Annotated in this window: 23 protein-coding genes; 19 read left to right on the top strand and 4 right to left on the bottom strand. The window is 55.0% G+C overall.

Features of this window, described 5'->3' with window-relative positions:
* Window positions 1-40 precede the first annotated feature (40 nt).
* From ACO05M_RS15390 to rluB, 5 genes are all read left to right on the top strand, one after another.
* Window positions 41-1,273 (top strand): glycosyltransferase family 4 protein, encoded by a 1,233-nt coding sequence (locus tag ACO05M_RS15390; protein ID WP_421864776.1) that lies wholly within the window; start codon window positions 41-43, stop codon window positions 1,271-1,273.
* Window positions 1,270-2,250: a UDP-glucose 4-epimerase family protein gene (locus ACO05M_RS15385; RefSeq protein ID WP_421864773.1), complete on the top strand. Its 981-nt coding sequence runs from the start codon at window positions 1,270-1,272 to the stop codon at window positions 2,248-2,250. Before ACO05M_RS15390 ends, ACO05M_RS15385 begins: the two co-directional genes overlap by 4 nt.
* 2 nt (window positions 2,251-2,252) lie before the next feature.
* Window positions 2,253-3,275 (top strand): MraY family glycosyltransferase, encoded by a 1,023-nt coding sequence (locus ACO05M_RS15380; RefSeq protein WP_421864771.1) that lies wholly within the window; start codon window positions 2,253-2,255, stop codon window positions 3,273-3,275.
* A gap of 121 nt (window positions 3,276-3,396) precedes the next feature.
* Window positions 3,397-3,798 carry an H-NS family nucleoid-associated regulatory protein gene (locus ACO05M_RS15375; RefSeq protein ID WP_421864768.1) on the top strand — a complete coding sequence of 134 codons (402 nt, stop codon included), beginning with the start codon at window positions 3,397-3,399 and terminating at the stop codon, window positions 3,796-3,798.
* Window positions 3,799-3,967: 169 nt separating this feature from the next.
* Window positions 3,968-4,825: a 23S rRNA pseudouridine(2605) synthase RluB gene (rluB, locus tag ACO05M_RS15370; protein WP_421864766.1), complete on the top strand. Its 858-nt coding sequence runs from the start codon at window positions 3,968-3,970 to the stop codon at window positions 4,823-4,825.
* A gap of 29 nt (window positions 4,826-4,854) precedes the next feature.
* Here the strand turns inward: rluB and ACO05M_RS15365 are convergent, their stop codons facing one another.
* The 3 genes from ACO05M_RS15365 to ubiG all read right to left on the bottom strand — a co-directional run bounded on the left by ACO05M_RS15365 (window position 4,855) and on the right by ubiG (window position 7,063).
* Window positions 4,855-5,598, bottom strand: a complete 744-nt coding sequence (locus ACO05M_RS15365) for a YciK family oxidoreductase (RefSeq protein ID WP_421864763.1) — start codon at window positions 5,596-5,598, stop codon at window positions 4,855-4,857.
* 77 nt (window positions 5,599-5,675) lie between these two features.
* Complete coding sequence (locus ACO05M_RS15360) at window positions 5,676-6,341, bottom strand: HAD-IA family hydrolase (protein ID WP_421864760.1); 666 nt, start codon at window positions 6,339-6,341, stop codon at window positions 5,676-5,678.
* Entirely contained in the window at window positions 6,338-7,063 is a 726-nt protein-coding gene (gene ubiG / locus ACO05M_RS15355; RefSeq protein WP_421864757.1) for a bifunctional 2-polyprenyl-6-hydroxyphenol methylase/3-demethylubiquinol 3-O-methyltransferase UbiG, read from the bottom strand. Before ubiG ends, ACO05M_RS15360 begins: the two co-directional genes overlap by 4 nt.
* Window positions 7,064-7,308: 245 nt before the next feature.
* On the opposite strand from ubiG, the gene gyrA reads away from it, so the two are divergent.
* From gyrA to ACO05M_RS15305, 10 genes are all read left to right on the top strand, one after another.
* Window positions 7,309-9,945, top strand: coding sequence for a DNA gyrase subunit A (gene gyrA, locus ACO05M_RS15350; protein WP_421864755.1), 2,637 nt, complete (start codon window positions 7,309-7,311; stop codon window positions 9,943-9,945).
* Window positions 9,938-11,044 (top strand): prephenate dehydratase, encoded by a 1,107-nt coding sequence (gene pheA / locus ACO05M_RS15345; protein WP_421864752.1) that lies wholly within the window; start codon window positions 9,938-9,940, stop codon window positions 11,042-11,044. Before gyrA ends, pheA begins: the two co-directional genes overlap by 8 nt.
* 87 nt (window positions 11,045-11,131) lie before the next feature.
* Window positions 11,132-12,235: a histidinol-phosphate transaminase gene (gene hisC / locus ACO05M_RS15340; RefSeq protein WP_421864749.1), complete on the top strand. Its 1,104-nt coding sequence runs from the start codon at window positions 11,132-11,134 to the stop codon at window positions 12,233-12,235.
* Window positions 12,232-14,439 carry a bifunctional prephenate dehydrogenase/3-phosphoshikimate 1-carboxyvinyltransferase gene (locus ACO05M_RS15335; protein WP_421864746.1) on the top strand — a complete coding sequence of 736 codons (2,208 nt, stop codon included), beginning with the start codon at window positions 12,232-12,234 and terminating at the stop codon, window positions 14,437-14,439. Before hisC ends, ACO05M_RS15335 begins: the two co-directional genes overlap by 4 nt.
* A 2-nt stretch (window positions 14,440-14,441) precedes the next feature.
* Complete coding sequence (gene cmk, locus ACO05M_RS15330) at window positions 14,442-15,137, top strand: (d)CMP kinase (protein ID WP_421864743.1); 696 nt, start codon at window positions 14,442-14,444, stop codon at window positions 15,135-15,137.
* Between the two features lie 257 nt (window positions 15,138-15,394).
* A complete protein-coding gene (gene ihfB / locus ACO05M_RS15325; protein ID WP_114695638.1) occupies window positions 15,395-15,691 on the top strand; it encodes an integration host factor subunit beta in 297 nt (98 codons plus the stop codon).
* A 24-nt stretch (window positions 15,692-15,715) separates the two neighbouring features.
* Window positions 15,716-16,021: a LapA family protein gene (locus tag ACO05M_RS15320; RefSeq protein WP_421864740.1), complete on the top strand. Its 306-nt coding sequence runs from the start codon at window positions 15,716-15,718 to the stop codon at window positions 16,019-16,021.
* Window positions 16,022-16,023: 2 nt separating this feature from the next.
* Window positions 16,024-17,202, top strand: a complete 1,179-nt coding sequence (gene lapB, locus ACO05M_RS15315; protein WP_421864738.1) for a lipopolysaccharide assembly protein LapB — start codon at window positions 16,024-16,026, stop codon at window positions 17,200-17,202.
* Window positions 17,203-17,244: 42 nt separating this feature from the next.
* Window positions 17,245-17,955 carry an orotidine-5'-phosphate decarboxylase gene (pyrF, locus tag ACO05M_RS15310; RefSeq protein ID WP_421864735.1) on the top strand — a complete coding sequence of 237 codons (711 nt, stop codon included), beginning with the start codon at window positions 17,245-17,247 and terminating at the stop codon, window positions 17,953-17,955.
* A 107-nt stretch (window positions 17,956-18,062) separates the two neighbouring features.
* Entirely contained in the window at window positions 18,063-18,341 is a 279-nt protein-coding gene (locus ACO05M_RS15305; RefSeq protein WP_421864732.1) for a ComEA family DNA-binding protein, read from the top strand.
* Window positions 18,342-18,438: 97 nt separating this feature from the next.
* Here the strand turns inward: ACO05M_RS15305 and ACO05M_RS15300 are convergent, their stop codons facing one another.
* Window positions 18,439-18,774 (bottom strand): hypothetical protein, encoded by a 336-nt coding sequence (locus tag ACO05M_RS15300; protein WP_421864729.1) that lies wholly within the window; start codon window positions 18,772-18,774, stop codon window positions 18,439-18,441.
* 183 nt (window positions 18,775-18,957) lie between these two features.
* Here ACO05M_RS15300 and ndk point away from each other — a divergent pair, with 183 nt between their 5' ends.
* Genes ndk through ACO05M_RS15280 form a run of 4 tightly spaced genes read left to right on the top strand, consistent with a single transcriptional unit; the run spans window position 18,958 to window position 22,346 of the window.
* Entirely contained in the window at window positions 18,958-19,365 is a 408-nt protein-coding gene (gene ndk / locus ACO05M_RS15295; RefSeq protein WP_114695644.1) for a nucleoside-diphosphate kinase, read from the top strand.
* Between the two features lie 59 nt (window positions 19,366-19,424).
* Window positions 19,425-20,552 (top strand): 23S rRNA (adenine(2503)-C(2))-methyltransferase RlmN, encoded by a 1,128-nt coding sequence (gene rlmN, locus ACO05M_RS15290; RefSeq protein WP_421864726.1) that lies wholly within the window; start codon window positions 19,425-19,427, stop codon window positions 20,550-20,552.
* A gap of 13 nt (window positions 20,553-20,565) precedes the next feature.
* Complete coding sequence (pilW, locus tag ACO05M_RS15285; RefSeq protein WP_421864723.1) at window positions 20,566-21,330, top strand: type IV pilus biogenesis/stability protein PilW; 765 nt, start codon at window positions 20,566-20,568, stop codon at window positions 21,328-21,330.
* Window positions 21,330-22,346, top strand: coding sequence for a helix-turn-helix domain-containing protein (locus ACO05M_RS15280; protein WP_421864721.1), 1,017 nt, complete (start codon window positions 21,330-21,332; stop codon window positions 22,344-22,346). Before pilW ends, ACO05M_RS15280 begins: the two co-directional genes overlap by 1 nt.
* The last annotated feature ends 22 nt before the right edge of the window (window positions 22,347-22,368 follow it).

Below are 22,368 nucleotides of genomic sequence, written 5' to 3'. Positions count from 1 at the left end.
GGGATGGCGCCAATGATATTAGTGTGGGTGTTCAAGTGAGATGAGAATTTTAGTTCTTTCGTTTTATTACCCACCGGATCTGTCGGCAGGCTCTTTCCGTACAGCGGCATTGGTTGATGAACTTGCCAAGCGTATCCCGAAAGGCAGCCGAATTGAGGTGTTAACTACACAACCTAATCGTTATTCCGACTATTCAAAAAAAGCTCCTGTAACGGAAGAGTCTGAAGCGCTACTTGTGCATAGAATTGCTTTGCCAAGTCATCGTAGTGGAATGATTGATCAGGCGAGGGCTTTCGGTGTTTATTATCATGCGGCTCGCCGTTTCTTAAGAGATCGCCACTACGATCTGATCATCGCGACCACATCTCGTTTGATGACTGGATTCTTAGGGGCTCGAACTGCTGCAAAAGTGGGTTGTCCATTTTACTTGGATATCCGAGACATCTTTGTTGACACCTTGACGGATCTTTTTAAAGCGAAGGTGGGGCGGTTTCTCATCCCTATGATAGAGCTACTGGAGCAGTATACGGTCCGACGTGCTGATCAGATTAACTTGGTATCGCCAGGCTTTGTCGAGTACTTCCGACAGAAATACGCCATAGAAAATACCGACCTATTTACTAACGGCATTGATCAGGAGTTTTTATCGACCTGTGATACGGGGGTTGTGCAAGGCTGCGATGTGGCTCCAGAGGTTAAGGTGGTGCTTTATGCGGGAAATATTGGTGCTGGACAGGGGCTGGAATCAATTCTTCCCGAACTTGCCAAGGTGAGTGGGTCTGAATATCGATTTGTGGTGGTTGGTGATGGGGGGCGTAGACAAGCTCTACAGGCTCGCTGTGAGGCATTAAAGGTCGATAATATACAGCTTGAATCTGCAGTTAGTCGAGAAGCTTTGATGGAGTACTATCGACAGGCAGATATCCTTTTCTTGCATCTTAACGATATACCGGCCTTTGAAAAGGTGCTGCCATCGAAGCTCTTCGAGTATGCGGCCTTGAGGAAACCCATTTTGGCTGGTGTGAAGGGCATTGCCGCTGATTTTATCCGTGATGAAATTTCGGGAAGTTGGGTCTTTACTCCGTGTGACCATATCGAAGCGGCGGAGCAGTTGAGAGAGATTTCTACTGTTTCTGACCTGGAGCAGTTCGAGCGAAACCGTTTTTGTGAAGAATACAGTCGCTGCAATATCATGCAGCAGTGGGTGACATCAATATTAAATACAGCGGGGCTCGATCAACCAGATCAGCGAATGGTTTTGGAGAATCGGTGAGGTTAAATAAAACCGACAGTCTTAAGGTTTTGGTAACGGGGGCAACAGGGTTTGTCGGGCAGCATTTGATTAGTGGATTGCTCGATAGAAGCTATCAAGTTGTAGCCTGTGTTCGGAAACCACACTTGCTTCAGTTTGCGACTGATGCCAGCTTACAGACAGTCGTACTAGACGACCTATGTAAGGTAGCTCAATGGCGCGAGTTTGTTTTTCAAGGGGTTGACGTCGTTATTCATACCGCCGCCCGTGTTCATGTATTAGAAGATCAGTCCGCTGATCCGCTGACCCGCTTCCGGCAGGTTAATACCCAAGCAACTCGGTTATTAGCAGAACGTGCCGCTGCGAACGGCGTAAAGCGCCTGATTTATTTAAGCAGTATCAAGGTTAACGGCGAGCAAACTTTCGGCGTGCCTTATACTGCTTCGGATATCCCTGCACCGGAAGATGATTATGCAATCTCCAAGGCAGAGGCAGAATCTGCGCTTCTTGAAGTGGCTGAGAAAACAGATTTAGAAGTCGTGATCATTCGGCCTCCGCTGGTGTACGGGCCTGGTGTCAAAGCCAACTTCTTGGCGTTGAGAAACTGGGTAAGCAAGGGCTATCCCTTGCCCTTGGGGGCGATTTTCAACCAGCGAAGCCTGGTTAGTGTCTTCAACTTGGTGGATCTGATCCAATGCTGTATTTCACACCCCAACGCAGCTAATGAGATCTTCCTTGTCTCGGATGGGGAGGCCATATCAACGACAACGCTGATACAGCGTATTGCCCAGAGTTTAGACCGCTCTATTTGGTTGCCGAGAATCCCTGTTGCGTATTTAGAGTTTTTTGCTGGCTTATTTGGGCGGGCCGCGTGGATGAAACGCTTATGCAGTGATCTGGAAGTCGACATCCAGAAAACGGTGACAGAGCTGGATTGGACCCCGTCGGTGACAATGGAGCAAACCCTCGATCGAATGGTGATAGAGAGGGAGTATTAGCGTTGTCTTTTTTTCTATTATCTATCTTGTTGTTTGTGATGACTTTGCTGGTTGTCTGGCCGATAGAGCGCTATGCGGCAAGGCTACGGTTGATCGATATCCCCAATGAACGAAGCTCCCATATCAAACCGACCCCCAGGGGGGGCGGTTTGGCGATTTGGCTGAGCTATTCGTTGGCATTGATTTTTTATTATGACTCTCTGAGTAGTGGGCTTCAGGAGCTTGCTGGGCTTCTTCTTGTCGGTGGAGGGGTGATTGCTCTGGTGGGTTTTTTGGATGATCGATTCGGTATTCCAGTTTGGCCCCGTTTTATTGTTCATTTGGTTGTAGCTGCGCTGTGTGTCGGCGAGATAGAGCGTCTTCCCGTTTTACCAGTCCCGGGCGTCGAGGTTTCTTTGGGGTGGTTGGGATATGGATTATTTACGCTGCTTATTGTTTGGACGATTAACCTTTATAACTTCATGGATGGAATTGACGGCATTGCAGCTGCACAGGCTGTATGCGTGGCATCAGGCGCTGCATTGGTGCTGATGTTGGTTGGAAGGATTGAAGAAGCAAGTCTGTTACTGCTCCTGGCTGTGTGTTGCTTCGCATTTCTTTTCTGGAATTGGCCTCCGGCTAAGATATTTATGGGTGATGTGGGAAGCGCTTATTTAGGGTTTGTTATTGCCATTTTTGCCATTGTCAGCGCGCTAGAGAAGGGAGTGAGTATCTGGACATGGATGATTTTGATGGCTGTATTTTGGGTTGATGCGACCTGCACTCTAATATGGCGAATGTCCACAAAGCAGAGTTGGCGCCAGGCTCATCGATCGCATGTCTATCAGGTGATGGCCCGTCAGTGGGCGAGTCATAAGAAAGTTACTCTCTCTGTTATCGTCATTAATTGCTTCTGGCTATTTCCGTGGGCGCTTATGACGGTTATTTGGCCCCAGTGGGGGTTACCTTGTGTCCTTGCTGCTTCGGTTCCGCTGGTGTATTTGGTATTTCGATTTGGGCTGGGGAAAACTCAGAATAGCTTTTGATATTTTTCAATATGACTTCTATTCTTGAGTTTGTAACGAATTATTTGGTTAATACTTGCGCCAAAATACAATTATTAGTATTTTGGGCACTCGAAAATTTAAGTCTTTCTGGGGTTAAATAATGACTGACGTTCTTAATGTTCTGACACGTAAAACTTCACTGCGTAAGGCATGTAAAGAACTGGCTGTATCAGAATTGGAAAAGCTTTCAGAAAATTTGCTGGAGCTTGTTGAAGAGCGGAAGCAGGAAGAAGCCGCAGTTGCTGCTCAGCTGGCTGAAAAGCAAGCCAGTATCGATGCGATTAAAAAGCAGATGGCGGAGAGCGGTCTGGATCTGAGTGATCTACTTGGTGCGCTGGAAGCTGGTGCTGCGGCAAAACCCAAGGGTACGGTTAAACCGAAATACCAGATCACCGACGATGAAGGTAATGTTCATCAGTGGACGGGTCGCGGCCGCACACCGAAGGTATTCCAGCAGTTTTTCGATAATGGCGGCAGTAAGGAAGATTGCCTGATCGATTAACGGCTTCTGTTTCTAAATTCAAAAGGGTGCGCATTGCGCACCTTTTTTTTGTCGGTTGTAAACTGATAGGCACTGGTTTGTCGAGTTTGGCAGCTTTACGGCGGGCTGGTATGATGCCGCGCTCTTTGCTATCCCTTCATTCTGCACACCACATGCGAGCAACGACCCTATGAACGATGAAAAACTTCAGAAAGTACTGGCCCGGGCCGGCATAGGTTCTCGCCGGGAGATGGAGCGCTGGATCGAAGCGGGCAGGGTCAGTGTGGACGGCAAGGTGGCATCCTTGGGTGATCGGGTCTCGCTGGAGGCCAGCGTCAGTGTCGATGGGCGAGCAGTGAAGCTGAATCCGCAAGCGGATTCCCAGTGCCGGGTGATCTTATACAACAAGCCGGTGGGTGAGGTTTGCACCCGACAGGATCCGGAAGGACGGGCTACCGTATTTGATAAGCTGCCGAAGCTTAAAGGTGGTCGTTGGATTTCGGTGGGGCGTCTGGATATCAATACCAGCGGTTTGCTGTTATTTACCACCGATGGTGAGCTGGCCAATCGTTTGATGCATCCCTCCAGTGGTATTGACCGTGAGTATGCCGTTCGTGTCCACGGTGAAGTTACCGAGGAGATGATCAAGCGGCTCAAAGAGGGCGTGCTGTTGGAAGACGGCTTGGCCCGCTTTACCGATATTCAGCATTTCGACGGCAGTGGTCGCAATCAGTGGTACCACGTTGCCCTGATGGAGGGGCGCAATCGGGAAGTGCGTCGATTGTGGGAATCGCAGGATGTTGAAGTCAGTCGGCTGAAGCGGGTTCGTTACGGCTGTATCTTTATGCCGAAGCAGGTGGCTGTCGGACAGTGGATCGAACTGGGGCAAAAAGAGCTGAATGATCTGTGCGACTTGGTTGAGCTGCCTCGTTTGAAATTAGCCCCGAAAACCCTTGAGCAGCTCAAGGCTGACCAGCGCCGGCAGCGTAAGGCGCGCCCTCAGCAGTCCGCAGAGCCTAAACGGGGGCGTAGGGGCCCCCGTCGATAATCGGCTTTGCCTGGCGATAGGGACTGAAATCAGCCTTGGGCGTCCAGTGATTGGCCGTTGGTCTGCTGGCTGTCGGATCCCATCAGGTACAGATAGACCGGCATAATCTGTTCCGGCGTCGGTAGTTCATTAGGGTTTTCCGCCGGGTAAGCGTGGGCACGCATATTGGTTCGGGTAGCGCCAGGATTGATGGCGTTAACTCTGATATTGCTGATTCCTTCCAGTTCGTCGGCCAGGGTCTGCATCAGGCCTTCGGTGGCAAATTTCGAGACTGCGTAGGCGCCCCAGTAGGCACGGCCTTTTCGTCCGACACTGGAGCTGGTGAAGACGATTGAGGCGTCATCCGATTTCATCAGCAGAGGCAGCATCGCCTGGGTCAGGTAGAACTGAGCGTTGACGTTGATCTGCATGACCTGATTCCAGATGCTCGGGTCGTAATTTTCGATCGGTGTTCTGGCACCCAGGATGCTGGCGTTGTTCAGCAGCCCGTCCAGTCGACCGAACTCCTGGGCAATGGTATCGGCGAGTTGGTCATAGTCGTGCGGTGCGGCGCCGTCCAGATTGATCGGAATGATCGCCGGTTGAGCCCCACCCTGCTTTTCGATCTCATCGTAGACCGCTTCTAGCTTTTTGGTGGTTCTGCCGGCCAGAATCACCGTAGCCCCGTGTTCGGCGTAGCTCAGTGCTGCTGCACGGCCAATTCCGTCACCGGCGCCGCTGATCAGAATAACGCGGTCTTGCAGAAGTTTGGGCGGGGCTTGGTAATCAAACATCTTGGTATCCATTATCTGTCTATCTATTTGTCCCTGTAGGGCTTATAAGTCTAGCAGTCTGAGGGTTTTGAGGCAGATTAGAGTTTCAGCCAATCGGTTAGTTCGTCAGGATGCTGTATCAGCAGATCGGCGTTCCAGTGTTGCGGTTGGTCTGACTTATCCAGATAACCATAGAGTGCGCCAACGGTGATCATACCGGCATTTTGCCCGGCCTCGATATCGCGGACATGATCGCCGACATACAGGCAGCGATCGGGGCGGCTGTTGAGTTTCTCGCAAGCTAGGAACAACCCTTCTGGGTCTGGCTTTCGCTTGCTGACGTGGTCCGGACAGATCAGTACGCCGCAGCGTCCGTCCAGAATCAGCTGCTGCAGGATCGGTATGCAGAAGCGCTCCGGCTTATTGGTAACGATGCCCCAGGGGATTTTGGCCTGCTCCAGTGTCTGTAACTGTGTTTCCATACCGTCAAACAGTATTGAATCCTGCGCCGGATTGTCTTGGTAGCGTTGCAGCAGTTGTTGTTGAAGCTGTTCCAGTTCGCTGCTGTTGCGCAGGCTGCCGAATGCTTGTTGGATCATGGCGGCCGCACCGTTGGAAACCTGCTGGCGTACCTGATCGTAGTCCAGCGGTGTCAGCTTCTGTTCTTGGCGTAGCTGATTCAGGATGCGATGAAAGTCGGGGGCGCTATCGAGGAGGGTGCCGTCCAGATCGAACAGCACCGCATCAGGGCGAAACGGGGTCATACCGGTTTGTGGGTCTGCAGTAGGTAGTTCACATCGACATCGTTGGGGTCGAGCCGGTAGGTCTGGGTCAGCGGATTGTAGGTCATACCGCTGGTATCGCCGATCTCCAGACCGGCTTGGCGACACCAGTTGGCCAGCTCGCTCGGGCGGATAAACTTGTCATGCTCGTGGGTGCCTTTCGGAACCAGATTGAGCAGATACTCGGCCCCGACAATCGCGAACAGATAGGATTTCAGGTTGCGGTTCAGGGTTGAGAAGAAGACTTGGCCACCGGGTTTGCAGAGTTGAGCACAGGCGCGAATGACCGAGGCGGGATCGGGGACATGCTCGAGCATCTCCATGCAGGTCACCACGTCATAGCTCTCCGGCTCTTCGGCGGCCAGCTGCTCGGCGGTGATCTGGCGGTAGTTGACCTTGACGCCCGATTCCAGGCCGTGGAGTTTGGCCACTTTCAGCGGGGTTTCTCCCATGTCGATGCCGCTGACATCGGCACCGCGAACCGCCATCGACTCTGACAGGATGCCGCCGCCGCAGCCGACATCCAGCACCTTCTTTTCCGCCAGCGGTGCGCGCTCGTCGACAAAGTTGACCCGCAACGGGTTGATGTCGTGTAGCGGCTTGAACTCGCTCTGTTTGTCCCACCAGCGGCTGGCCAAGGCTTCGAATTTGGCAATTTCATCCTGGTCGACGTTTTGGTTGCGGCTGGCTGTCTCGGTGTTCATGGCGGGTCCGTATTTCTGCTCGGTTGACTGCGACCTGAAGGTCGCGGCTATGTTACCACCCGACCGCTGGGCGGCACAGCTTTGATCTTGAAAATGCGGGCTAATTTACTGCCCCGTCGGGGTTGGCTTTGTGATATGATTTTGCGGTTTTTTCAGCGCTCGGGCCGACCGGTTTTGCGGCGCTTGCGTTTTGTCACCATCGCCGTCATTTACGGCGTCGCTGAACAGAGGAATAGCAGGGTTATATGGGTGATTTAGCCAAAGAGATCCAGCCGATCAATATCGAGGATGAACTGAAGCAGTCCTACCTCGATTACGCCATGAGTGTCATCGTCGGACGAGCGCTGCCGGATGTGCGTGACGGTCTTAAGCCGGTACATCGACGGGTGCTTTTCGCGATGCACGAGCTGGGTAATGACTGGAACAAGCCCTACAAGAAGTCGGCCCGTGTTGTCGGTGACGTGATCGGTAAGTACCACCCGCACGGCGATTCTGCGGTTTACGACACCATCGTCCGGATGGCGCAGCCGTTCTCGATGCGATACATGCTGGTCGACGGCCAGGGCAACTTCGGTTCCATCGACGGTGACTCCGCCGCAGCGATGCGATACACCGAGGTGCGGATGGCCAAGATCTCCCATGAGATCCTGTCCGATCTGGAAAAAGAGACCGTCGATTACGTCCCCAACTATGACGGCACCGAACTGATTCCCGAGGTGATGCCGACCCGGGTACCGAACCTGCTGGTTAACGGCTCCTCCGGTATTGCCGTCGGTATGGCGACCAATATTCCGCCCCACAACCTGGGTGAAGTGGTTCGCGGCACCATCGCCTTGATCGACAACCCGGAGCTGGATGTCGATCAGTTGATGGAATACATCCCGGGGCCGGACTTCCCGACCGCCGGCATCATCAACGGTCGTGCCGGTATTCTACAGGCCTACCGTACCGGCCGTGGTCGTATCTACATGCGCGCCAAATACCACGTCGAAGAGGATGCCAAGAACGGCAAGCCGTCGATCGTGGTGACCGAGATTCCGTATCAGGTCAACAAAGCTCGACTGATCGAGAAGATCGCCGAGTTGGTTAAAGACAAGAAGGTCGAAGGAATCACCGAGCTGCGTGACGAGTCCGACAAAGACGGCATGCGGATCGTGATCGAGTTGCGTCGGGGTGAAGTGCCGGAGGTGGTGGTCAACAACCTCTACGCTCACACCCAGATGGAGAACGTGTTCGGCATCAACGTGGTGGCGCTGGTCGACGGCCAGCCCAAGACGCTGAACCTGAAAGAGCTGTTGGAGGCCTTCGTGCGCCATCGCCGTGAGGTGGTGACCCGTCGGACCCTGTTCGAACTGCGTAAGGCCCGTGAACGTGGTCATATCCTTGAAGGATTGGCGGTTGCACTGGCTAATATCGATCCGGTGATCGAGCTGATCAAGCAGTCAAGCACCTCGGCTGAGGCCAAAGAAAAGCTGATTGCCACCCCTTGGCTACCGGGCAATGTGACCGAAATGCTGGAGCGGGCCGGTTCCGATGCCTGCCGTCCGGATGATCTGCCGAGTCATTTCGGTATCGTCGATGGCCACTATCACCTGTCGCCGGCTCAGGCTCAGGCAATTCTGGATCTGAAACTGCATCGCCTGACCGGTATGGAGCAGGACAAGCTGATTGCCGAATACAAGCAGCTGCTGGAAAAGATCGCCGAACTGCTGGAAATCCTGGGTAGCACCGTGCGTCTGATGGAAGTGATCCGCGAGGAGCTGGAAAAGATCGTCGAAGAGTACGGTGATGAGCGCCGCACCGAGATCATGGCCTCGCGTCAGGACCTGACCATTGCCGATCTGATCACCGAAGAGGATATGGTGGTCACCATCTCCCATGGCGGTTATGCCAAGACCCAGCCGCTCGATACTTACCAGGCCCAGCGACGCGGCGGTAAGGGTAAGTCGGCCTCGGCGATCAAAGACGAAGATTTCATTGAGCACCTGCTGGTCGCCAATACCCACGACACCATTCTGTGTTTTACCAACCGCGGTAAGGTGTACTGGCTCAAGGTTTACGAAATTCCACCGGCCAGCCGGACCTCCCGAGGCCGTCCGATCGTGAATATTCTGCCGCTGGAAGACGGTGAGCGGATTACCACGATTCTGCCGGTTGACGAGTACACCGACGATCGCTTTGTGTTTATGGCGACAGCGGGCGGTACCGTCAAGAAGACGCCGTTGATCAACTTCTCCCGTCCCCGTAGCTCCGGCCTGATCGCATTGGGTCTGGACGAGGGCGATACGCTGATCGGTGCCGCGATCACCGAAGGGGATCAGGAAGTGATGCTGTTCTCCGATGCGGGTAAAGCGGTGCGCTTCAAAGAAGAGTTGGTTCGCCCGATGAGCCGTCAGGCCCGTGGTGTGCGGGGTATCACGGTCGAGGCTGAGGATCGGGTTATCGCGCTGATTATCCCGGCCGAGGGTGGTCGGATTCTGACCGCCAGCGTTAACGGGTACGGCAAGATGACGCCGATCGAAGACTTCCCGACCAAGGGTCGTGGCGGCAAGGGCGTAATCGCGATGACCCTGTCCGAACGTAACGGTAATTTGGTGGGGGTCGAGCAGGTCTTCGAAGGGGACGAGGTGATTCTGATCTCCGATCAGGGCACCCTGGTCCGTACCCGTACCGACGAGATTTCGGTGCAGAGCCGTAACACCCAGGGCGTTACCCTGATTCGGGTTGCCGCCGATGAGAAACTGGTGGGCACCGCCCGGGTTGAAGAGCCGGAAGACGAGGGTTCAGAGGCTGTTGAGTCTGCTGAATCAGATCAGCTCGAGGCTGATGCGGATCAGGCGACTGACGCCGGTGACAACGCTGTGAGTGAAAGCGATGACTAAGTTAGAACAGGAACTGGGCAAGCTTCGCGATGAGATCGATAGTATCGATCGGCAGGTGCTGGAGCTGGTCAGTGAGCGAGCCCGTTGCGCGCAGCGGGTGGCCGATGCCAAGCAGGAACACTCGGAGACTGAAGCTGATGCGGTGTTCTATCGCCCTGAGCGCGAAGCCCAGGTGCTGCGCCGGATTATGGAGCGCAATGGGGGACCGTTAGGGGATGAGGAGGTCGCACGTATCTTCCGTCAGGTGATGTCCTCCTGTCTGGCGCTCGAACAGCCGATGCATATCGCCTTCCTCGGTCCGGAGGGTACCTTTACTCAGCAGGCGGCGCTGAAGCATTTTGGCGCTTCGGTGATCAGTGTGCCGTTGGGTTCGATCGACGAAGTATTCCGTGAGGTTGAGTCCCGTGCGGCCCACTATGGCGTGGTGCCGATCGAGAACTCGACCGAGGGGATGGTCCATCACACGCTGGATATGTTCCGCCAGTCGGATCTGAAGATCTGTGGTGAAGTTGAACTGCGAATCCATCAGCATCTGTTGGCTGCTGAAGGCGTCGATCTTGAGGGCGTGACCCGGATCTACTCCCACCAGCAGTCGCTGGCCCAATGTCGTCGCTGGCTCGATGCTCGCTATCCGGCAGTCGAGCGGATCGCGGTCAGCTCCAATGCCGAGGCGGCACGCCGGGCGGCGGAAGAGAAGGATGACAACGTGGTGGCGATCGCCGGTGATATGGCGGCCGAATTGTACAACCTGAATATTGTTGCCGAGACGATCGAAGATCAGCCCGATAACACCACCCGTTTCCTGGTGGTGGGCCATCAGCTGAGCGGGCCGAGTGGTAAAGACAAAACCTCGATGCTGATTGCGGCACGAAATAAGCCCGGCGCCCTCTATCATCTGCTGGAGCCTTTCCATCGGTTCGGCATCAGCCTGACGCGGTTGGAAACCCGCCCCTCCGGTATTGCTACCTGGGGCTATATCTTCTACCTGGATTGTGAAGGTCACTTCAGCGACGAGCCGATCCAGTCGGTGATGAAAGAGCTGGCCGACGATACGCTGGAGCTGAAACTGCTGGGTTCCTACCCGCAGGCGGTGCTCTGAAACAGTTGAGCGCTTTATCGGCTGCGGTCTGACGGAGACCGATTAACCAGCATCGATAGGGCGACAAACAGAATAAGGAAACCAAACGTGAGCTGCGATTATCTAGCGTTGGCCGCCGCCGGCGTACAAAAACTGCATCCCTATGTTCCGGGCAAGCCGGTTGATGAGCTGGAGCGTGAGCTGGGCTTGAGCAATATCGTTAAGCTGGCCAGTAACGAAAACCCTTTAGGGTTGAGCGAAGCCGTCAAGCAGGCAATTCAGGCGGAGTTTGACGAAGGTTGTCGCTATCCTGACGGTAACGGTTTTGTACTCAAGCAGGCCTTGGTGAATAAGTTTGGCGTCGAGCTGGATCAGATCACACTGGGCAATGGTTCCAATGATGTGTTGGAGCTGATTGCACGGGCTTTCCTGAGTCGTGAATCGGAAGTGATCTTCTCCCAGCATGCGTTTGCCGTTTACCCCATCGTGACCCAGGCCGTAGGCGCCAAGGCCGTGGTTACCCCGGCTAAGAACTGGGGCCATGACCTGGAGGCGATGGCCGAGGCTATCACGGCGGCGACCCGGTTGATCTTTATCGCCAATCCCAATAATCCCACCGGAACCTGGCTGAGTGAAAACGAGCTACGGGCGTTCCTGGATAAGGTGCCGGAAACGGTGCTGGTGGTGCTGGATGAGGCCTACACCGAGTATGTCGACGAAGCCGCTTTCCCCAATGGGGTCGAGCTGCTCAGCGATTATTCCAACCTGATCGTGACCCGCACCTTCTCCAAGGCATACGGTTTGGCTTCGCTGCGGGTTGGTTATGGTCTGTCGAATCCGCAGGTGGCGGATCTGCTCAATCGGGTACGGCAACCATTCAACGTCAACAGCTTCGCTCTGGCTGCCGCGGCGGCAGTCCTGAGCGACAGTGACTATCTGGCGCGCAGCGTTGAGACCAACCGTCGTGGGATGGCTCAGCTGGAGCAAGGCTTCAAGGCGTTGGGGCTCGATTATATTCCGTCGGTGGGCAATTTTATTTCGCTGGACCTGGGGCAGCCGGCGGGGCCGATCTACCAGTCCCTGCTTGAGCGGGGGGTGATCGTACGCCCGGTAGCCAATTACGAGATGCCCAACCATCTTCGGGTCAGTATTGGTCTAGAGGCCGAAAACCGGGTGCTGCTGGATGCCTTGGCGGAGGTGTTGAAGTCGTGAATCCCCAGGTAGACCGCCTGCTGGTTATCGGGCTGGGGTTGATCGGTGGCTCGTTTGCCTTAGGGTTGAAACAGCGGGGCTGCTGCCGCACGGTGGTCGGCTATAACCGTAATCAGGACACCCTGGACGAGGGGTTGCGGTTAGGAATTATCGATGAGGCGGCCACCGATCTAGAGGCGGCCGTTCGCCGTGCTGATGTCATCATGCTGGCCGTACCGGTTAAGGTGATGGAGTCGGTGATGGCGCAGATCAGCCCGTGGTTGCGGTCGGATACGATCTTGACTGATGCCGGTAGTGCCAAGGGTAATGTGGTCCGTGCGGCGGAGCAGGTGTTTGGTGAAATTCCTCCTCTGTTTGTTCCCGGTCATCCGATCGCTGGTTCTGAAAAGAGTGGTGTAACGGCGGCCAAATCGGATCTGTACGAACGCCACAAGGTGATTCTGACTCCGCTGGCGCAGACCGATCGCAATGCGTTGAAGCTGATTCACTCGCTGTGGGAGGCCTTGGGGGCCGAAGTCCACCATATGGATGTGCCGCGTCACGATGAGGTGTTGGCGGCAACCAGTCATCTCCCCCATCTGCTGGCGTTCTCGCTGGTCAATACTTTGGCCAATGATCGTGAGAATCGCGATATCTTTCGCTATGCCGCCGGTGGTTTCCGTGACTTTACCCGGATTGCCGCCAGCGACCCGATCATGTGGCACGATATCTTTCTGGCCAACCGTGACGCCACCTTGAAAGTGCTTGATGAGTTTACCGATGGTCTAGCGGAGTTGCGTGATGCCGTAGCTCGCTCTGACGGAGAGGCGATGTTGGGGGTCTTTACCCGCGCCAAGTCGGCCCGTGACCATTTCACCAAAATTTTGTCTGGAACAGCTTACTCTTTACCTATGAACGACAACGTGATTTTCAAAGTACAACCCGGCGGAAAAGTGCAGGGTCAGATTCGAGTGGCCGGCGATAAGTCGATGTCGCATCGCTCCATCATGCTGGGTGCACTGGCTGAAGGGATTACCGAAGTCGAGGGCTTCCTCGAAGGTGAGGATGCGCTGGCAACCTTGCAGGCGTTCCGCGATATGGGCGTAGTGATCGAAGGCCCGTCCCAGGGGCGGGTGCGGATTCACGGGGTCGGTATGAAGGGGCTGAAACAGCCGCCTGGACCGCTGTATCTGGGTAACTCCGGTACTGCGATGCGGCTGTTTGCCGGTCTGTTGGCGGGGCAGGACTTTGATACCGAATTGACCGGTGATGAATCGCTGAGCAAGCGGCCGATGGAGCGTGTGGCCGCACCGCTGCGGGAGATGGGTGCCTGGATCGTGACTGGTCCTGAGGGCTGTCCGCCGATCAAGATCGTCGGCGGCCAATCGTTGAAGGGGATCGACTATCAGATGCCGATGGCCAGTGCACAGGTTAAGTCCTGCGTACTGTTGGCTGGCCTGTACAGTGACGGCGAGACGTCGACCACCGAGCCGGCGCCGACCCGTGATCATACCGAACGGATGCTGACCGGTTTCGGTTACCCGGTTGAGCGAGACGGAGCGACTGCGCGCGTCCAGGGTGGTGCCAAGATGACCGCCGCCAAGATCGATGTGCCGGCAGATATCTCATCGGCGGCGTTCTTTATGGTGGCGGCCTCGATTGCGCCGGGTTCCGACCTGTTGCTGGAGCACGTGGGTATCAATCCGACTCGGATCGGCGTTATCAATATTCTGCGCCAGATGGGTGCCGACCTGACCTTGAGCAACGAGCGCGATGTCGGTGGTGAGCCGGTTGCTGATATCCGTATCCGTTACGCTCCACTGAAAGGGATTCAGATCCCGGAAGATCAGGTGCCGCTGGCGATCGACGAGTTTCCGGTGTTGTTCGTCGCAGCCGCCTGTGCCGAAGGAGCCACGACCTTGACCGGCGCTGAGGAGCTACGGGTCAAGGAGAGTGATCGGATTCAGGCGATGGTCGACGGCTTGAGCGCCCTTGGGGTTCAGATTGAGGGAACGCCCGATGGCGCGATCATTCAGGGCGGCGGCCTGCAGGGCGGGCGAGTCAACAGCCTCGGTGATCACCGGATTGCGATGGCGTTTGCGGTTGCCGGATTGCGGGCCGAGGGTGAGATTGTGATCGACGACTGCGCCAATGTGGCCACCTCGTTCCCGAATTTTGTTGAGCTGGCCAAGCAGGTAGGTCTGAATCTGCGGATCGGAGGCTGAGCATGACCGAGCAGCAGGTCCCGGTTGTCACCATTGATGGCCCCAGTGGTTCCGGTAAGGGCACGCTGGCCAAGTTGATCGCCGCCGAGCTGGGCTTTGCGCTACTCGACAGTGGCGCACTGTACCGGGTGTTGGGCCAGGCCGCACTTAAGCATGCGGTTTCGCTGGATGACGAATCGGCCTTGGCCGCCTTGGCTGGGGCTTTGGATCTTCACTTCGAAGTTAGCGATGCGTCTGATGGTGTGCAGGTGGTGCTTGAGGGCGAAGACATCAGTCGTCAAATTCGCACCGAACAAGCCGGGGCGACCGCCTCGGTGGTCGCTGCCATCCCCGCGGTTCGTACGGCACTGCTTCAACGGCAGCGGGATTTTGCCTGTCTGCCGGGTCTTGTTGCGGATGGTCGCGATATGGGAACGGTTGTATTTCCGGCGGCTGCGGCCAAGTTTTTCCTTACCGCCAGTGCCGAAGAGAGAGCTCAGCGTCGATATAAGCAATTGATAGAAAAAGGCTTTGATGCTAGTCTGCCGGTCATTCTGGAAGAAGTGAAGGCGCGGGATGCCCGGGATATGGGGCGGGCTGTAGCACCGCTGAAACCGGCTGACGATGCGCTGGTGCTGGATAGCACTCGGTTATCGATTGAGCAGGTAAGGGCGCGGGTTGTTGATCATCTCAAGCAGCTGGGCATCGGCGGGGCTTGAATAATCGACTTTGTTCATTCGGTGCAGGTTGAAACCAAAAACAGCGTCTATACTCTTGTTTGTTAACGCATAGTCAAACTAATTCGTTGAAATTAAACTGGATCAGTCTGACTGGAAGGGAGCGTTATAACGGTAGTAGGGCCTGCTTTAGACTAAGAGCTGTTAGACGTTGGCTGGTTTTTTCGTCAGAATTTCTGATCCGGGTCTAAGCAGGTAGTAAGCGTTATTAGCAAGCCGCTTTCTGTTAGAGGAAGACCATGACAAAGTCCGAACTGATTGAACGCCTGATAAACAGGCATCAGCATCTCTCAGTAAAAGATGTAGAACTGGCCGTTAAGACGATGCTCGATCATATGACCGAGTCCCTGTCCCAGGGAGAGAGGATCGAGATTCGAGGATTTGGTAGTTTTTCGTTGCACTTCAGGGCTCCACGTACAGGTCGAAACCCTAAAACAGGTGAATCGGTGGAGCTGGGGGCTAAGTATGTCCCTCACTTCAAGCCCGGCAAGGATCTGCGTGAGCAGGTAAACGAAAGCATGAAACGATATCCCTGACGGGAATAACTAGAGGCTTAACTTGTGCGGGTAATCAAAGCCATTCTGATCGCTGTTGCGGCACTGCTATTGCTATTGCTTGGTGTGCTGTTGACTGTGAATAACCAACAACAGATCGCCGTGGATCTGGTTTTCTTCCAGTTTCCTGAGGCCAGTATTGCCCGTTGGCTGCTGCTGAGCTTCTTTATGGGTGTGGTCGTTAGCTTTATTGTTGGTGGTATCACTCTGATGGCGCTGAAAGCCCGTCTGGGTCAAGCGCGTCGCTCTGCAACCAAGTACGAGCGCGAACTGGATAAGCTGCGGACGGTACATCTTAATCAGCCCGGCTGATCATGGCTGATTACGCATTACTGGTACCTCTGGTTCTGGCGCTGGCTATCGGCTGGTGGCTGGGGCGGCGGGAGCGCTCAAAAGACCGACTGGATCGCTACCAGGCCAGCTTTGGTAGCGAATACTTTTCCGGTCTCAACCATCTGATCGATAATCACACGGATGCTGCTATCGAGAGCTTCATCAAAGCTCTTGAGCATGATAGCGGCACGGTTCCCGTTCGACTGGCGTTGGGGACGCTGTTCCGTCGGCGTGGCGAGGTTCAGCGGGCCATCGCTCTGCATCAAGAAGTGTTGGCGTTTGAGGATCTTACTCCGCTGGAGTCCTGTCAGGCTCGGCTGGCGTTAGCGCAGGATTACTTCTCTGCAGGATTGCAGGACCGAGCGGAGTCGCTCCTGTTGGAGATCACGGATTCCGGGGCTTCCGGCGAGATGCGGGATGAGGCCTTGGGGTTGTTGGTCAAGCTATACCAACGCGAAAGCGATTGGGAGAGGGCGCTGGAAACCAGTCTGCGGTTGAGTCGCAACAACGAGGATGTTCACCAGCAGCAGGCGCACTATTGTTGTGAGCAGGCGCAGCAATATCTTGATCAACAACAAGCCGACGAAGCGCTTCAGTGGTTGGCTCGGGCCTTAAAGTACGACTCGCGCTGTGTTCGTGCGCTGTTGATGCAGGCGCAAGCTCGGATGGCGCAAAACAATTGGAAGGCGGCCATCCGCAGTTTACGGGCAGTGGAGAAACAGGATCCTGCCTTTGTCTCCGAGGCGGTGCCCGTGTTGGTGCGTTGTTATCAGCAACTACATCAGCCTTCGGCGTTGAGATCGGCGCTTGAGCAGAGTTATCAGCGGTCACCGACTACCACTTCGTTATTGGCGATTGCCGACCTGAAACAAGCAGAAGACGGGCATTACCAAGCGGCCTCTTATATCGCGGAGCAGCTCAAGCGCCGGCCGTCGGTCAAGGGCTTCAATCGCTTAATCGATCTGCAGCTTGCCTATGTGCCGGACCAGGCGCGCGATAGCCTGTTGGTGCTCAAAGGCCTGACGGGGCAGTTGCAGCAATCCAATCCGGTCTACCGATGTCGGCAATGTGGCTTTTCTGGACGCGAATTGCACTGGCTTTGTCCCAGTTGCCGAAGTTGGGGATCGGTTCGACCCATTCAGGGGCTTGAGGGTGAATAACTCTGCATTGGCAGGGTTTAGGTATTTATTTTTGGAGTTGTTATGAGTCAATCGGATTCACGCATTATCGTGGCGCTGGATTACCCCTCCATGGGGCAGGCGTTGGAGATGGCTGGTCGCCTGGATCCGGCGCTGTGTCGAGTCAAGGTGGGCAAGGAGTTGTTTACCCGTAGCGGGCCTGCCGTTGTCGAGGCGTTGCAGAATAAAGGTTTTGAGGTCTTCCTTGATCTGAAATTTCATGACATTCCCAATACGACGGCTAAAGCGGTGCTGGCTGCGGCCGAGCTGGGTGTCTGGATGGTCAATGTTCATGCCTCGGGCGGCCGCCAGATGATGGAGGCTGCGCGAAATGAGTTGGAGAAAGTGAACGGGCCGCGACCGTTGCTGATTGCGGTGACGGTATTGACGAGTATGCAGAGTCAGGATCTGCATCAGATCGGCCTGCAGCGAGAGCCACTCGAGCAGGTTGAGCACTTGGCGCGGCTGACCCAGCAGAGCGGCTTGGATGGTGTTGTCTGTTCGGCCCAAGAAGCCGGGCGGCTCAAAGGAGCTCTGGGCGAGTCCTTTAAGCTGATTACACCGGGTATTCGGCCTGTAGGTTCGGATGTTGGTGATCAACAGCGAATCATGACGCCGGCAAGGGCGGTTGCTGCCGGTAGTGACTACCTGGTGATGGGGCGCCCGATTACTCAGGCTCAGGATCCGATTGCTGCGCTGGAGTCGGCATTGGCGGAGATTCGAGCGCTAGGCTAGACTGTCGCTGTCCAGTGAAGGACGGTTGCTGTCATTCGACAGTGATTTGGTATTTGAAAGACGTCGTCTTTCGAGTATCTCAATATAACTCACTAAGGAGAGTGAATATGCTTCAAGGAGTGAAGTGTTGTCTGTTAGCGCTGCTGATCGGTCTGTCGTTGCCCGCATTTGCTGCCCTGGATTTGAACAGTGCTACCGCTGAGCAGTTGGCGGAGCAGTTGCAGGGTGTTGGGATGACCAAGGCCCAGGAGATTGTTCGTTACCGCCAGGATAACGGGCCTTTTGTATCGGTCGACCAGTTGGTTGAGGTCAAAGGGATCGGTGCGATTTTGTTGGAGAAAAATCGTCAGCTTCTGACGGTGGAGCAGCCGACAGAGACTAAATAGATTGCCGATGTGACGTTATATCTGTATGACAACGGGGCTTTTTGCCCCGTTTTTTCTGATTAGGGTTGGGTCGCTTGGGTGATCTGGTCGAGTGGCGTTATCCGGCCAGCTTCTGACTCTGTTGCTCCAGTCTGCGCTTGATCTCCAGATAGCGGGGCGTATAGCCGATATCTTCGTAAATGGGATCGCCTTCTTCGATCCGGATCACTTTGGAGCCCTTCTTGTAGGGCATCTTCTGCTCGACTTCTTTCAGTGAGCTGCTGATCAGGTTGGCGATGATGTCCTCCAGTGGTAGCTGGTAAAGCTCAGCTAGGGCTTCAAGCTTGAATACATCGTCGCGGCAAACATCGATTTCATAGCTGACTTGCGGGTGGTGCTCAACCAGGTGTTTATCCCAGGCTTCTAGCATCTGACTGATCGGGCTATTGGGCATGCTGAACTCCTATGCTCGGGCGATCTCCTCTTCAGTCTAGACAGGAATCTGGCGAACAGCTGCGGCTTTGGTGACGGTAATCACATCTTTTGTTGTCAATGTGTCGGTCAGCCCCTTTTATCGACTAAAGCAGCAAATTATAATTAACCGTTTTTTTACTCAAACAAATGGTGAGATAAATCCATGGCAATTGAACGTACCCTTTCCATCATCAAGCCCGACGCGGTTGCTAAGAACGTAATCGGCAAGATCATCAGCCGTTTCGAGACCAACGGTCTGAAGATCGTTGAAGCGAAAATGCTGACCCTGAGCCGTGAGCTGGCGGAAGGCTTCTACGCTGAGCATAAAGGTCGTCCTTTCTTCGAAGATCTGGTTAAGTTCATGACCTCCGGCCCGGTTGTTGTTCAGGTTCTGGAAGGTGAGAACGCGATCGCCAAAAACCGTGAACTGATGGGCGCCACCAATCCGCAGGAAGCTGCCGAAGGCACCATCCGTGCAGATTTTGCCGACACCATCGATGCCAACGCTGTGCACGGTTCTGACTCCCCGACTTCTGCCGAGCGTGAAGTCAACTACTTCTTCGGCGGTTAATATCGTCGCGCGCACAGGGCTATGCTCTGTGCGCTTGTTTTCCCTTTGAGCTGTGTTTTATGAGTCAGTCTGCTGAAAAAATTAATTTGCTGGGCCTGTCGAAAAGCAAAATGGAAGCGTTTTTCGAGAGTATCGGCGAAAAGAAGTTCCGCGCTACCCAGGTGATCAAATGGATCCACCAGGGTGGAGTCGGTAGCTTTGATGAGATGACCAATGTCAGCAAGGCGTTACGGACCAAGCTGGACGCGGTGGCTGAAATTCGAGCGCCCGAGGTGGTGTATCACGATTATTCGAAGGATGGTACGCGTAAGTGGGTGCTTCGACTCGACGGGGGTAGCTCCGTTGAGACGGTGTTGATTCCCGAAGGTGATCGAGCCACATTGTGCGTGTCGTCGCAGGTGGGCTGTTCGTTGGACTGCAGTTTTTGTTCGACCGGCAAGCAAGGGTTTAACCGTAACCTGACCGCGGCGGAAATTATCGGTCAGTTGCGGGTAGCTATTCTGTCTTTCGGACCGGTTGTGCTTAAGTCCGATCAGCGTCGAGTCACCAATGTCGTATTGATGGGCATGGGCGAGCCGTTGATGAATTTCGAACCGGTGGTCGATGCGATGTCATTGATGATGGAGGACAACGCCTACGGGCTGTCCAAGCGCCGGGTTACGCTCAGCACCGCCGGCTTGGTTCCGGGGATCGATCGGCTCGGTGAGGTGACAGATGTTTCTCTGGCTTTGTCGTTGCATGCCCCTAACGATGAACTGCGTAACGAGCTGGTACCGTTGAACCGCCGCTATCCGATTCAGGAAGTGTTGGCTTCTACCAAGCGCTATCTGTCGCACTGCGCCGACAAGCGGGTCATTACGATCGAATACACCATGATTGATGGCGTCAACGATCAGCCGGAGCATGCTCGTGAGCTGGTCAGGCTGTTGCGGGATTTCCCCTGTAAGCTGAACCTGATACCGTTTAACCCGTTCCCGAATTCCGGGTATCGACGCTCGCGTCCGGCTGCGGTGGAACGGTTCAAGGAGATAACCACCAAGGGGCGGATTATCACGACAGTGCGCAGTACCCGTGGCGATGATATCGATGCTGCTTGTGGTCAGCTGGTGGGTCAGGTTGACGACCGCACAAGGCGTAGTGAAAAATACATCCCGGTTGTACAGGAAGTCTCCGCTCAAGGGTCTTAATTGAGGAAAGTGTGTGAAGCTAACAGGCGCTCTATTGGTCGCGGTATTGGTGCTGTCGGGGTGTGCTACCCAGAGTAATTCCACCTACAAGCAGAAATCGATGCCCGAACGGATAGACGCCTGGAACAACGTCGCCCGTGAGTATATTCGGTTGCAGCAGTACGAGGAGGCCAAGCGGCCTCTGAAGCAGGCGTTAACGATCGACCCGAAAGCTGCCAACTCTTTGATGTTGATGGCTTATGTTTTTCAGCGTCAGGGCGAGAGCGCGATCGCCGACGATTACTACCAGCAGGCGCTCAAGAGCGCGCCTGCCGATGCCAGTGTGAATAACAACTACGGCATTTTCCTGTTGACCGAGCAGCGTTATAGCGAGGCCTGCCAATACCTGGCTAAAGCCGCCAATGACCCGCTCTATGATCAGCGCACCAGTGCCTTGGAGAATCTGGCCAGTTGCCATGTTTATGCCGGCGATATGGATCAGGCGGAACAGACGTACCATCAGGTATTGCGACTCAATCCGAATTCACCCAACGCGCTGATCGAGTTGGGTGCGATTGAATACCAGCGTCAGCAGTATGGTCAGTCGTACCAGTATTTTCAGCAGTTCTCTTCTCTGGTTCGCTTACGTCAGGCCGAACACAGTGCCAAGAGTCTGTATCTTGGTATTCTGCTGGCCAGAGAGAACAGTGATCCTGCCAAGGCGGCAACCTATGCGCTACTGCTGAAAAGCATGTATCCCAATTCCGTTGAATATCAGCGCTATAAGGAGTCTCGGTAGTGGCTGAATCACTTTCTTCGCAGGATTCGGTCGAGGAGACACTCGGCCAGCCCAATCCCGGTGGGTCGCTGCGGCAAGCCCGTGAACAGCAGCAGTTAACCCTGGAGGAGGTCTCTGAGCGGCTGAAGCTCACCGTATCGCAGCTTAAGGCGCTCGAAAACGGCGAGATGGATAAGCTGCCGGGTTTGGCCTTTGTGCGGGGTTACTTGCGCGGCTACGGCAAATTACTGGGTTTGGATGCGGATCAACTGGTTGAGGACTTTAACGCCCTGCATGGTGGGACGCCCCAAAGCCGTGTGACCAGTATCAACCGGGTCAAACCCCAGGCGCAGATGGGGGATCCGATGTTGCGGATCTCCGTGGTCATTTTTGTGTTGGCCCTGCTCGGTACCAGTATCTGGTGGTGGCAGACTCAGATGGGGGCGGATGCACAGGTGCCATTACTGGATCAGTCTCAGAGCGAGGTGGAGTCCTCAGGTGCCGACACCTCCGTATTGCGGGGCAGCGTGGGCAGTGATGATACGATGGCTGAGTCGGATTCGAACCAGCCTGATCCGTCAGTTGGTGTAGCCGCTGATGCTACCCCGGCAGACGACGCGGTTGTTGAAGAGCAATCCGACTCGGAACCTGAACCGCGCTACCTGAGCGATGAAGAGATAGCTGCGCTGGCTCGCCAGATGGAGCAGGAGTCTCAGACTCCGACCTCTGAGCCGCCGGCCCAGGTTGAGCCGCAGCCGACAACAGGCTCGAGCGAGACTGCAGAAACCGGTGCAGAGCCACTGCTGCTGGTTCGCTTTAAAGCCGAATGCTGGGTCAGTATCAAAACCACCGATGGAAAGACCATTTTTGCCAGCTTAATGCAGGCCGGAAATGTGTTGGAGCGTAAGTTGGATAACCTACCTGTCGAGCTGCTGCTGGGCCAGAGTGCCTCGGTCGAAACGGCCGAGTTCCGTGGCCTGCCGTTACCGGTTGATGAGAACAGCAACAAGGGCGTGGCCCGCTTGACCCTCGAATAAAGATTTTCATTTTTAGTTAGGA

Source organism: Motiliproteus sp., from assembly GCF_965230735.1.
Lineage (GTDB): Bacteria > Pseudomonadota > Gammaproteobacteria > Pseudomonadales > Balneatricaceae > Motiliproteus.
The sequence above is the reverse complement of the archived record's forward strand: the minus strand, read 5'-3'. Positions and strand labels throughout refer to the sequence as shown.